12 protein-coding genes are annotated in these 11,859 nt (G+C 36.2%); 6 read left to right on the forward strand and 6 right to left on the reverse strand.

Annotated features, from left to right (window positions below; translation table 11 throughout):
- Positions 1-104: 104 nt before the first annotated feature.
- From DCO46_RS20620 to pgl, 6 genes are all read left to right on the forward strand, one after another.
- Complete coding sequence (locus tag DCO46_RS20620; protein WP_116754369.1) at positions 105-1,091, forward strand: hypothetical protein; 987 nt, start codon at positions 105-107, stop codon at positions 1,089-1,091.
- A gap of 1 nt (position 1,092) precedes the next feature.
- Positions 1,093-1,797, forward strand: coding sequence for a hypothetical protein (locus DCO46_RS20625; protein ID WP_116754370.1), 705 nt, complete (start codon positions 1,093-1,095; stop codon positions 1,795-1,797).
- Between the two features lie 26 nt (positions 1,798-1,823).
- Positions 1,824-2,165 carry a nuclear transport factor 2 family protein gene (locus DCO46_RS20630; protein WP_116754371.1) on the forward strand — a complete coding sequence of 114 codons (342 nt, stop codon included), beginning with the start codon at positions 1,824-1,826 and terminating at the stop codon, positions 2,163-2,165.
- Positions 2,166-2,417: 252 nt separating this feature from the next.
- Positions 2,418-3,827, forward strand: coding sequence for an NADP-dependent phosphogluconate dehydrogenase (gene gndA, locus DCO46_RS20635; protein ID WP_116754372.1), 1,410 nt, complete (start codon positions 2,418-2,420; stop codon positions 3,825-3,827).
- A 27-nt stretch (positions 3,828-3,854) separates the two neighbouring features.
- Entirely contained in the window at positions 3,855-5,387 is a 1,533-nt protein-coding gene (zwf, locus tag DCO46_RS20640; protein WP_116754373.1) for a glucose-6-phosphate dehydrogenase, read from the forward strand.
- Positions 5,368-6,084 (forward strand): 6-phosphogluconolactonase, encoded by a 717-nt coding sequence (gene pgl, locus DCO46_RS20645; protein WP_116754374.1) that lies wholly within the window; start codon positions 5,368-5,370, stop codon positions 6,082-6,084. The genes zwf and pgl overlap by 20 nt, the downstream gene beginning before the upstream one ends.
- A gap of 127 nt (positions 6,085-6,211) precedes the next feature.
- Here pgl and DCO46_RS20650 read toward each other — a convergent pair whose 3' ends face one another.
- The 6 genes from DCO46_RS20650 to DCO46_RS20675 form a co-directional block, all read right to left on the reverse strand.
- A complete protein-coding gene (locus DCO46_RS20650) occupies positions 6,212-7,027 on the reverse strand; it encodes a DUF4249 domain-containing protein (RefSeq protein ID WP_243416365.1) in 816 nt (271 codons plus the stop codon).
- Positions 7,028-7,056: 29 nt separating this feature from the next.
- The gene (locus DCO46_RS20655; RefSeq protein WP_116754375.1) at positions 7,057-9,669 is read right to left on the reverse strand and encodes a TonB-dependent receptor domain-containing protein; all 2,613 of its coding nucleotides are present in this window, start codon (positions 9,667-9,669) and stop codon (positions 7,057-7,059) included.
- Positions 9,670-9,772: 103 nt separating this feature from the next.
- The gene (locus DCO46_RS20660; RefSeq protein ID WP_116754376.1) at positions 9,773-10,609 is read right to left on the reverse strand and encodes a FecR family protein; all 837 of its coding nucleotides are present in this window, start codon (positions 10,607-10,609) and stop codon (positions 9,773-9,775) included.
- A 12-nt stretch (positions 10,610-10,621) separates the two neighbouring features.
- Positions 10,622-10,831, reverse strand: a complete 210-nt coding sequence (locus DCO46_RS20665) for a hypothetical protein (protein WP_116754377.1) — start codon at positions 10,829-10,831, stop codon at positions 10,622-10,624.
- A gap of 46 nt (positions 10,832-10,877) precedes the next feature.
- Positions 10,878-11,399 (reverse strand): RNA polymerase sigma factor, encoded by a 522-nt coding sequence (locus tag DCO46_RS20670; protein ID WP_116754378.1) that lies wholly within the window; start codon positions 11,397-11,399, stop codon positions 10,878-10,880.
- Positions 11,400-11,611: 212 nt separating this feature from the next.
- Positions 11,612-11,859: hypothetical protein (locus DCO46_RS20675; RefSeq protein WP_116754379.1), on the reverse strand; the 248-nt coding region annotated here is incomplete at its 5' end.

The raw sequence follows: 11,859 nt of genomic DNA on the forward strand, positions 1-11,859 counted from the left end.
TTTTGTTTAAATTTGAGTAGTCTGCTCTTTTAGAATGCTTTATTAAAAGTGAAGATTATTTTTTACATGCCATAATAACTAATACGAACCAAATACCACAAGCAATGAAAAAACATCTTGCCATTACCTTCTGGGCACTTTACATGCTCTTCTTTGCCATTCCGTTTCCCATGTTTTTATATTATGCCATCAACAGTGAATTTGATGTCAATACCCTGAAAGATAAAAATCCGTATGTGGCTCTTGGTTATCTGGCACTATCCGTTATTTTTTGGCTGATTGTCCTACTGGGCTATTTTAGAAAATGGATTGTGGAGTGCTTTATTACAAAGAAAAACTTAGAGAGTATAAAAAGAAGTGGCGTACAGCGCGAAGCAAAAATCATCAATGCTGTAAAAATTTCAAAACCAACTTCGAAATTAAACACTTACGAACTTGAATTAGGATTTAAAAATCTTGCTGATACCGAAATAAGGCACAAAACTACCATTACTGATGCTAAACCTCATGAGCGTCGTTTTGAAGCCGGAAAAAAAGTAAGCTTATTACTCAACAGAGACCAGAAAAAAGAACCCCATTTTATCCTCACCTCCGCAACAGCAACCCTCAACATACGAGTACTTATTATAAGGGCATTAGGATGGACCGCCCTAACCCTTGCGGTAATAGCTTACTATGTTTTTTCTTATCAGTATGAAAGTTACGGGATGGGCTGGCGTTTTATGTGTATTGGCCACCCGCTTATCGTCTGTGCGTTTATGCTTTTGTTATATCGCTATCTGATCCTGTTCATCTTTAGCAAATTAGGTGGTTTTGGTCATGATACCGCTAAAATTAAGTTTGCAGGAGTAAAAACCCAGGCTAAATTAATCAAAGTAAACCAGACAGGCACTTATATCAATGAGCAGCCTGAAATGCGTTTTGAACTGGAATATTCAGATCATAAACATCATGTCCACAGAAGTACCCTGAAGAAGATTGTGGGGCTTTTGGATCTTGACATGACAAAACAAGAATATCTGGAAATTTTTTATCTGCCCGAAAATCCGAATCAAATTGCACTTGCCAGCGATTTAAACCATATACTATAAAATGAAAAAGCTATACATTTTAACGATTTGCAGCCTGTTATCTTTCAGCTGTGAACAGGTATCGAAAAGTATCACAGAAACAATTACACCAACTGATACCATCATTGCCAGGAAAACTACAAATCCTGCTGTTCAGGCTACTGAAATAAAACCGCCTAATGTTGACTCGATTATAAAAACAACAATAGAAAGTCATACCACAACTTATACGGAAACACATATTGAAGGCAAAGGAACTGATTTTCTAATTCATACAGAAGCATTACAAAAAGCGGAAGACGCGCTTAGAAAACTGCCTCAGTACACTGGCAAAGAAATTTTTATTTATTCTACACTTTATTTCTATAACGACGGAACAATTAATGTCATGCTGCAGCATCCTGAAAACCCGAAATATATTGATGCTTATGCATATAAAGAGAATAAATGGTCTGCACCAAGTCCTGTTCAGCTTTCTGTGAGAGATGATATAAAAAGCCGTTTGGTTTCGCTAAATAAAGTCCGTTTTGTGAACGCCGCCAAAGTAGTGGAAATTTATAATAAAAAAGCACAGGAAATTGAAGGGGCCAAACCGCTCACAAGTACTTACCTCTCCATATGGAATAATCAAATAAGATGGTATCCGACAACCATAAACGGGAGCCGCGAACGATATTCGATTCAGTATAACGATGATGGCAGTTTAAAAACTTTTAAACAGGATTAAATCCCATAGAAACTAAAAAACAACCCATGAATTTAACAAATAAAGAAATACTCGAAAAAGCCAATGCGGCAATTACGAAGAGCAAATACGAAGATTTTTTGTCTTTTTGTACCGAAGATACAGAATGGATTTTTATAGGTGATCAGACATTAAAAGGAAAAGAAGCGGTCAGGAAATATATGGCGGAAGCCTATAAAGAACCGCCAAAATTTATGGTCGAAAACCTTATAGCAGAAGGCGATTATGTAACCGCTGTCGGCAAAATCAGCATGAAGGATAAAGAAGATAAAGAAACCGATTATTCTTATTGCGATGTATGGAAATTTACAAATGGTAAAATGGCCTCGCTAAAGGCTTTTGTTATCTAAAAAACATAATTTTTACCTGCTAGTGTACAATTAACACCTATAAAACGTACTTTATAAACAGGATAAATCCAGCTAATCCTACCCTAATATTGCCAGATTCTTTTTAACTTAGCCCAGCAAATCTTAAATAAGTAAGAGTTGTAAAACAATACTGTCATTTATACCCTATTTGGAAATAAAAGCAGTTAAAACTGTTTCTTATTTCAGTTTATTGAACAACAACACACTAATAATTTAGTCAATTTAAAAACTATGAACAAATTCGATTTTGGAATAGTAGGACTCGGTGTAATGGGCCGTAACTTACTTTTAAATATCGCCAGCCATAATTTTGCGGCTGCAGGTTTAGACTTAGATACCGAAAAAGTCAACTCTCTTCAACAAGAAGCCGATTCTAACCATACTATTGAAGCTACAACAGATGTTAAGCATTTTGTATCGCTAATTCAGCAGCCAAGAGCTATTATGTTGTTGGTACCGGCAGGAAAACCGGTTGACAGCGCAATCGCAAGCTTACTGCCTCATTTAGATAAAGGAGATATTATTATTGACGGAGGAAATACGTATTTCACCGATACAGACAGAAGATTTCTGGAATTATCCGAAAAAGGAATTCATTTCTTCGGAATGGGAATTTCCGGTGGTGAAAAAGGAGCACGATTTGGCCCTGCCATGATGCCGGGTGGTGATCAGAAAGCATACGAAAGACTTCGCCCTATTTTTGAAGCAATTGCAGCAAAAGTAGACGGAGAACCTTGTGTTGAATATTTAGGAAACGGTTCTGCCGGAAACTACGTAAAAATGGTTCATAACGGAATCGAGTACGGAATCATGCAGTTGATTTCTGAGATTTACGACTTAATGAAAAGAGGATATAATCTGGACGATGAAACGATTCAGAAAACTTTTCAGGAATGGAACCAGACCGATGATCTTAGATCGTACTTAATTGAAATTACAGGAAACATCCTGAAACAAAAAGATGAAGACGGAACCCAGTTAATCAACAAAATTTCGGATTGGGCAAGATCTAAAGGAACAGGAAAATGGACTTCGCAAAACGCAATGGATTTACAAGTTCCGGTACCGACAATTGACGCAGCGGTTAACATGCGTGATATGTCCAAAACAAAACCGGAAAGAATTGAGGCTGCTAAGAAATTAGTCTGGAACGCAGCGGAAACTAATGTAAATACAAGTGAAGCAATTGCAGCATTAAAATCTGCTTTGTACTTTTCTATTGTTGTAACTTATGCACAAGGATTAGCACAGCTTCATACCGCTTCTAAAGAATACAATTACGGATTAAATTTAGAAACTGTTGCTAAAATCTGGCGCGGCGGATGTATTATCCGTGCTACCATTTTAGAAGATTTCAGAAAAGCATACGTTGCCAAAACAGATTTGCCAAATTTACTTTTGGATAGTGGAATTGCTTCAAAACTAACCGATAACCAATCAGGAATGAGATCTGTAATTCAGTTTGCTGTTCAGAAAGGGCTTCCTGTTGCCGGACTTATGAATTCGTTAGCTTATTTTGATGCTTACCGATCAGAAAATCTCCCAACAAATCTAATTCAGGCACAGCGTGATTATTTTGGAGCGCATACCTACGAACGTATCGACAAAGAAGGCGTTTTCCATACACAATGGGCTGAGTAAGCAACTTAAAGCAACACAACACACACAATGACTAAAAATAAACTTAAAAATCCAACCATCATTGTTATTTTTGGAGGAACCGGAGATTTAGCAAAGAGAAAGCTCTTTCCCGCTTTTCAAAATCTGTACCTTGACGGCCGTATGTCTGAGAAGTTTCAGATTATTGCTCTTGGAAGAGCAGAAAAAAGCGATGAAGATTTTCGCAGTTATGTCGCAGAAAACCTAAATCTTTTTTCAAGAAAAAAAGAAGTTTCTAATCCGGAAACTCAAAAATTTCTTTCGCACATAACATATCACAGTTTAGATATTGACAAGGAAGAATCTTATATCGGATTAAACGAAAAGATCAACAATTTTGATCTGGCTTTTGGCGAACGTGCCAATCGTCTTTTCTATCTTTCGATCACGCCTTCTTTCATTTCGACCATTTCAAGCAATATTAAAAAGATCGGACTTGCGGCAAACCCAAAACAGGATCGCATTATTATTGAAAAACCTTTTGGTTACGATAAAACTTCTGCAATTGCTCTTAATGAAATGCTTTCGCAGACTTTTAAAGAAGAGCAGATTTACCGAATTGACCACTATTTAGGAAAAGAAACGGTTCAGAATATTTTGGCTTTCCGTTTTGGAAACTCAATGTTTGAGCCATTATGGAGCCGCAATTTTATTGATTTTGTCCAGATTACAGTAGCAGAAGAAGTCGGTGTTGAAGAACGCGGCGGATTTTACGAAGGTGTTGGCGCCCTGAAAGACATGATTCAGAACCACTTGCTTCAGATTTTATGTATGACGGCCATGGAAGCTCCGGCTTCGTTAAATGCAGATGATATCCGTAACCGTAAAGCAGATGTTTTGAAATCAATTCGCCGTATCAAACCAGATGAGGTAGATCACTATATTGTTAGAGGTCAGTATGATGCGGGTGAAATAAAAGGAGTTCCGGTTCCGGGATATCGTCAGGACAAAGGAATTGCACCGGATTCTAATACCGAAACCTATGTGGCAATGAAGATTTACCTGGACAACTGGAGATGGCAGGGAATTCCGTTTTATCTGCGTTCAGGAAAAAGAATGGAAGAAAAACAATCCTCTATCATTATTCAGTTTAAACCAGTTCCACACTCTGCCTTTTCGTACGGAAAAGAAGGAATGACACCAAACCGACTGATTATTAATATTCAGCCTGCAATGGACATTAAACTGCAGTTTATGACCAAAAAGCCAGGTTTATCATTGGCTTTGCGACCAGCAGAAATGGTTTTTGATTATTTTGCCTGTTCAACCATGTCACCGGAAGCTTATGAAACTTTGATTGCTGATGCATTATTGGGAGATCCTACCCTGTTTATGCGATGGGATCAGGTAGAACAAGCCTGGGATGCAATTGATACGATCCAGCAAGTCTGGAAAAATATAGCTCCAACTAATTTTCCTAATTACAAAGCAGGAAGCTGGGGTCCTGAAGAAGCAGACGAATTACTGGCCCGTCAGGGACATGCGTGGATTCCGAATACACAAACAAAAGAAGAAGTTTTAAATGATACAGATTTACAATAATACAGAAGAAATTAATACTGAAGCTGCTGCTCTTTTTGTCACATCAGCTGAAAAAGCTATTGCTCAAAAAGGAAAATTTACTGCCGTTTTAACCGGAGGTTCTTCTCCTGCAGGAGTTTACAAATTATTAGCTTCTGACGCCTACAAAAACAAAATAGACTGGAGCAAAGTCTTTATATTCTGGGGCGACGAACGCTGGGTGCCACTTAATGATGATTTGAGTAATGCAAAAATGTCTTATGCCACCTTATTAAGCCACGTCCCTGTTCCGCAGGAAAATATCTTTGAAATGTATAAAGACGGTGTTACACCTGAAGATTATGCAATTACTTATGAGCAATCAATTAGAACTGTTTTAGGTGAAGAAGGAAAATTTGACCTTATACTATTGGGTATGGGCGATGACGGACATACGGCCTCACTTTTCCCTGGTCAGGCTGTTTTGGACGAACAAAAGAAATGGGTAGCTGCCTATTATCTTGAACCGCAAAAAATGCACCGCATTACCTTAACAGCACCGTTGATTAATAAGGCAGAAAAGATTGTAGTAATTGCTTTTGGAGAAAAGAAAGCTCACGCCTTAAAAGAAGTTTTACACGGAGATTATAATCCAAATACTTATCCGATGCAGTTAATAAAACCGGAAACAGGAGAATTATTATTCCTTGTGGACAAAAATGCTGCCGGAAAAGATTAATAAGTTTTCTATAATTTCAAAATATAAACCTATGCCGAAATGCGTAGGTTTTTTTATTTAAAAAAATATACATCTGACATACGCTATGTTATATGCCAGATGTACGTACAAATCAACCTAAAATATTTTATTTCACTAAATAAGAAACATGATCTGACTCACAAAGCCTGAAGTATCCCAAAGCAAAATTATTAGCATCACTGGTATTTACAATATTACCCCTGATATTACCCGGAGGAACAGAAAAAGGGCTTCCGCCATATACCTCCAAAATCAGGTTCATATAGTTGTGAAAACTTTTAGAAATACCACGGTGTGTAATCAAAACAGTATTTCCCGGTTTCATATCTTCGTCTGAAAATCGCGTACTGATTTCATTTCCGTTAAATAATTCATCATCTGTAAGTTCATATTCCGGAAACAACAGGAATTCACTTTTATAATCTGTTAGGTAAAAATTGGCCTGATCTGCCGGGTCTTTATAATAAAATGTCAGTTCTATTACATCTTCACCTCCAAAATCCGGAACAAGCTTTTGCTCCACCTTCTCAATTGGTGTTACAGACGTCAGTTTTTCAGTTGCTGTAAAACTCTGTCCTTCTGCGGTTACAAACAATTTATAATCTGTATTTAAAACCGGAATAAAATTAGTGCAGGTGTATATCCCCGGCTCCGTTTCATTAAACGTAAAAATATCACCCGTACTGTTTTCAATTCGTACTTGTGCTCCCGAAACTTTTGGTGTCGTATTATTATAATAAGGCGCCATTTTACTGATTTTAATAACCTGTTCGTTACCCGTTGTTCCTTTTTGCCAGATAATTTCGGCGTCTACCACCAGTTTAGCTTCTCCGGTTTCAAGGTCAAGATTTACCACATCTTCACAAGAAGAAAAAAACAAAACAAATAACAGGCTAACTAAAGTTAAGGCTTTACTTTTCAAACTATATTTTTTAAACATTTGCATCTTCATTAAAATTTAAAATTATAAGAAATCCCGGGTACTATTCCAAAAATGGATAATCTTCGGGTCTCATTGGCTCCTGTGTCCTCATTTGTTGCAAAAGTCATCGAGGCAGCATTTTTTCTGTTGTAGATATTATAAATGCTAAATACCCAGTAGCTTTGCCACCCTTTCTTTTTATCCGGTTTTGGCGTATAAGTCGCTGCCAGATCCAGGTGATGAAAAAGCGGAAGCCTGTTTTCATTTCTCAAAGAGAAGTTTGGGATGTTGATTCCTCCAAATTCATAATAACCATTGGCATACGTTACAGGCTGACCCGACTGCAGGGTAAAGTTGGCATTAAAAGACCATTTCGGATTGTATTCATAATTACCCACAATGCTTAAATTGTGTAATTTGTCATATCCTGACAGATACCAGCCGCCATTTGCAACTCCCGGTTCTTCCGGAGTTCTTCCAGGAGTTTTTTGTTCTGCCCTGGATAAAGTATAAGAAACCCATCCGGTAAAATCGCCTGAGTTTTTTCTAAATAATAATTCCATACCATACGATCTGGCTTTACCGCTCAGAATAACCTGTTCAATATTATTGTTCGCCAAAATATCGGCACCGTCTATATAATCGATACGATTCTGGATTTTTTTATAAAACAATTCTCCTTCAAAAGAATAATCGCCATCTCTGAAATTCTTAAAAAATCCGGCAGCATACTGATCCAGTAATTGTGGTTTTGCAAAAGGCCCGCTTGGTGTCCAGATATTCATAGGCAACGGAGACTGCGTATTGGATAACATGTGGATGTATTGTGCCATTCTGTTATAACTTGCTTTTACAGAAGTATTTTCGTTAAAAGCGTACGACAATGCGGCACGTGGTTCCAGATTATTAAATTTACTGATGGTTTCTCCGCTCCCGTAAGATTTAGTACCGATTGGATTTCCTTCTTCATAAATATTATAAATCGGATTGTACACAACTGCTTTACCATCTTCGTAAATACTTACCTCCTCACCTCCTAAACGATAAAACATACTATAGCGAAGTCCGTATCTAAGATTCAGCTTTTCTGTAATCTGATGTTCAAAATCCAGATAAACAGAAGATTCAAAAGCATACTTTTTATCCAGCTGTTTGTAATTAAACTGCGATTCGGAACTTGTAGGCTGCACGGTTCCTGGGTTGAATTTATAATACTGACCGTCAACACCATAGTTTAGCTTCAGTTTTTCAGAAAGAGAATGATTCCAATTGTTTTTGAAACCATAAGTCGTTATCGTATTATCCCATTCAAAGTTTTCGGATTGAATACCTAAATTAAAATTATAATCGCTGTAAAATGCAGAAAGATTGGTATTTAAGTTATCAGAAAATTTATGCTTCCAGCTTAGGATTCCCATTTTGTTACCGAATGTACTGGAAAAACGATCATTGATATCAAAAACGTCATTTCCTAAATATCCCGAGAAAGCAATACTGTTATTGGCTCCCAGACGATAATTCAGTTTAGCATTTATATCATAAAACATAGCCGAATTATTGTTATCGGCCAGTTTTAAAAATAAATGCGCATACGAAGCCCGCCCTGCAATGATAAAGGAACCTTTTCCTTTGGTAATTGGTCCTTGTGCCAATAAACGGCTTGATATTAAACCAATTCCACCATTTATTTTGTAATTCTCAAAATCTCCGGTTAGCTGGTTTACATCCAAAACAGAAGAAACACGTCCTCCGAATTTAGAAGGAATTCCTCCTTTATACAAATCTAAGCTGCTTACCACATCAGCATTAAAAACCGAGAAAAATCCAAACATATGCGAATCTCCATACACAGGCGCTCCGTCTAAAAGAATCAGGTTTTGATCGGCAGCACCACCACGTACGTTAAAACCTGATGAAGCTTCTCCGGCATTGGTAACACCCGGAAGTGTCAAAAGGGATTTTAACGGATCAGGTTCTCCCATAGCGACCGGAATACGCTTAATTTCTTCCATCGAAAGTTTATTGACACTCATTTGGGTATTTCTCACATCAACCGCTTTGCTGTTGGTTACAATCACCTGATCTAACTGCTGACTGTCCGATTCCATATTAAAATTTACCCTGACATCGTCAGCAATAGTGATTTGTTTTTCCTTGTTTTTTAACCCAACATAACTAATCACAACTGTATAAGTTCCTTTGTCCAGTTCTATGGCATACATACCATTTCTGTCGGTTGTAGCGCCGGTTGCCAGTTCTGTGATGTAAACATTGGCACCAATTACAGGTTCTTTGTTGTCGTCAAGAATCTGGCCGGTCAGTTTATTTTTTTTTTTCGTGGTCTTAAAAGATTTCTGTTTTACAAAAATATTATTGCCGGCAATCGAAAACTGTACAGCCGAACTCTTATTCAGTTCACTGATAAGTTCTTTTACTTCAACATTCGTATAAGTCTTTTTTTGACCAAAGTATTTTTGATTGGTATCGATCTGATCTGTGAAGGCAAATTTAAAATCCGTCTGGTTTTCGATTTGTTTAAAAAATTCTTTGAGCGAGGCATTTTGATCTACAGTTATAGTAACCTTTTGGGAAAACATACTTAAACTGAGTAAAAAAATGCATGCTGTAATAATATGCTTCATGAAATTTTGTATTTTTGGATAATTAATTAAATGGAATAGCTCTTTGCTATCCTGATAATGAGGAGGATGTGTAGTTTCGCGGCTAGTTCATCCTTTTCTTTTTTTATTGAAAACTGATTTGTTTCACTTCATCGTTTATTTCAAAGTTTAGGTTATACATTTCTGATATTAATTGAACAATTGTTTTTAAGTCTTCTTTTTTATTGATTCGGAGTGTAATTCTCTGGTTAGCATATTCCTGTGGAATAATCATTTTATAACCATAATTCACCTCGATATAGGTGCAGAAAGCATTTAGTTTTTCGTTATCAAAATCTGTAAATCTGTTGAATTCTTCCACTAAAGCTGCTTTGTTTCCGTACGTAAATTTTTCTCCGGGTTTCAGTATCCAGTTTTTTGCCTGGCCTTTTACATTCATGCGGACACTTCCTTCATAAAGTGAAACCGTAACTTCCTTTTCTGTATTTCCCTGAACGGTAAAAGAAGTTCCTAAAACTGTAGTGGTTGTTTCATGACAGAAAACCTGAAAAGGGTGTTTTTTATCTTTTGTTACTTTAAAATAAGCCTCCCCTTCTACTTCAACTTTTCTGTTTAAGGCAAAATTATTCGCATATGTAATTTTGGTATTTGGGCTTAATTCTACTTTAGAGCTATCCGGTAAGGTGACTATTTTTACTTTGGAAGTCAGATTCTCAATCACATTCGAAGCAACTAAAATATTGTCCTGCAAAGGGCTTTTAGTAAAATAAATAGCCGTACCAATAAGCATAAAGATCAAAACAGCTGCTGCATAGCGCCATGGTTTGAATGTTCTTTTTCTGAAAGGAAATGCTTTTGACTGAAATTCCTGCCAGGAAGCTTCTTTTGCCAGATCAGATTGCGGCTCAGGATTTTCATCCCATATTTTTTTTAATTCTTCTTCTATATTTTTATCATCCATAATTTTGGAGTATTAAAGTTTCTGACAATAAAATCCCTGCTTATTAAAAACCCCGTAAACCATCTCTTTTATCTCTCTGTTGGTTTCAATCTTTAAAACATGATTATGGTCATCCAGATCAAAATTCATGATACAGTCAGAAATAACGAATTGCAAAAGTGATACAATAAACCTTGCATCTTCTTTTGAAGTAACATCTGTTTTATAAGATTCAGTTTTCATTTCTATCGCTTGTTTTTATATATAACAAACGAGATAGGAAAAGTTCCTAATGGTTTTCGATTTTTTTTCGAATAAATTTACTGGCAAGATAAATATGATTGGCAATTGTCTTTTCAGAAAGGTCTGTAATTGCTGCAATCTCCTTATAGCTAAGGTTTTCCAGTTTATGTAAAGTAAATATTTTTTGTTGCTGTTCCGGAAGCTCATTTATGAAACTATGCAATTTTTGCTGTCTTTCTTCAAAAATTCCGGTTTCTGTCTCTTCTTCGGCAATCTGGATGTTGAGCGGTTCAAGCTGGATTATTTTGCTTTCCCTGCTTAAGTGATTCAGGATAATGTTTTTACTGATCACAAATAATTGTTTATCCAGTAAAACATCTTCGTTTAATAATTCCCTCTTATCATAAAGTCTTAAAAAAGTTTCCTGAACAAAATCTTCGGGACGCAAAACTTTTAAGTCAAATCGTTTTGCAAGATGAATCAGCCTGTCATAATAAGTGAGATAAACTTCCTTAAAAGAAGCCTCATTACCTTTTTTTAAACTTATTATTAGCTTTCTGTTTTCCATACCCTAATTGCTAACACATTAAACTCAGGGATTCTAAAATTATTGTCTTTTAGATTAATGTGTTGCTTTTGTTTTATTTGACGCAAAAATTAGTTTTAGTTACAACTAATTTTAATTTTATGGCAGTACAAAGAACAGAAATTTAATTAATCTGATATCCATTTTTGGAGAAAAAAACTCAAAAATAGATTCTGATAAAACAAAGTACCCATTTACTTGAAAACCGTTACCGTATCTGTAAGATTTTCGCTGGTAATAAATGCTCTTATAAAATCTTTCACTTCGTTTGTTGATTCAACTGACGTTTCAAAAGAATTGATGTGGTATTCATCGTCCTGATCCAGGATGTGTATGATTTCGGTATAACCTTTAGAAATTAGACTTCCTTTTAATTTAATAATATTAAACTGCTGACGGCCGTCTAATTCTTTTCTCACTTTAAGTTTTATAGCTCTTTCCA

This window comes from Flavobacterium sp. HTF (assembly GCF_003105115.1).
Lineage (GTDB): Bacteria > Bacteroidota > Bacteroidia > Flavobacteriales > Flavobacteriaceae > Flavobacterium.

What these genes read in the sequence shown, in the direction of transcription:
- DCO46_RS20620 (WP_116754369.1), top strand. Translation starts at nt 105, where the DNA reads ATGAAAAAACATCTTGCCATTACCTTCTGGGCACTTTACATGCTCTTC.
- DCO46_RS20625 (WP_116754370.1), top strand. Translation starts at nt 1,093, where the DNA reads ATGAAAAAGCTATACATTTTAACGATTTGCAGCCTGTTATCTTTCAGC.
- DCO46_RS20630 (WP_116754371.1), top strand. Translation starts at nt 1,824, where the DNA reads ATGAATTTAACAAATAAAGAAATACTCGAAAAAGCCAATGCGGCAATT.
- gndA (WP_116754372.1), top strand. Translation starts at nt 2,418, where the DNA reads ATGAACAAATTCGATTTTGGAATAGTAGGACTCGGTGTAATGGGCCGT.
- zwf (WP_116754373.1), top strand. Translation starts at nt 3,855, where the DNA reads ATGACTAAAAATAAACTTAAAAATCCAACCATCATTGTTATTTTTGGA.
- pgl (WP_116754374.1), top strand. Translation starts at nt 5,368, where the DNA reads ATGATACAGATTTACAATAATACAGAAGAAATTAATACTGAAGCTGCT.
- DCO46_RS20655 (WP_116754375.1), bottom strand. Translation starts at nt 9,669, where the DNA reads ATGAAGCATATTATTACAGCATGCATTTTTTTACTCAGTTTAAGTATG.
- DCO46_RS20660 (WP_116754376.1), bottom strand. Translation starts at nt 10,609, where the DNA reads ATGGATGATAAAAATATAGAAGAAGAATTAAAAAAAATATGGGATGAA.
- DCO46_RS20665 (WP_116754377.1), bottom strand. Translation starts at nt 10,831, where the DNA reads ATGAAAACTGAATCTTATAAAACAGATGTTACTTCAAAAGAAGATGCA.
- DCO46_RS20670 (WP_116754378.1), bottom strand. Translation starts at nt 11,399, where the DNA reads ATGGAAAACAGAAAGCTAATAATAAGTTTAAAAAAAGGTAATGAGGCT.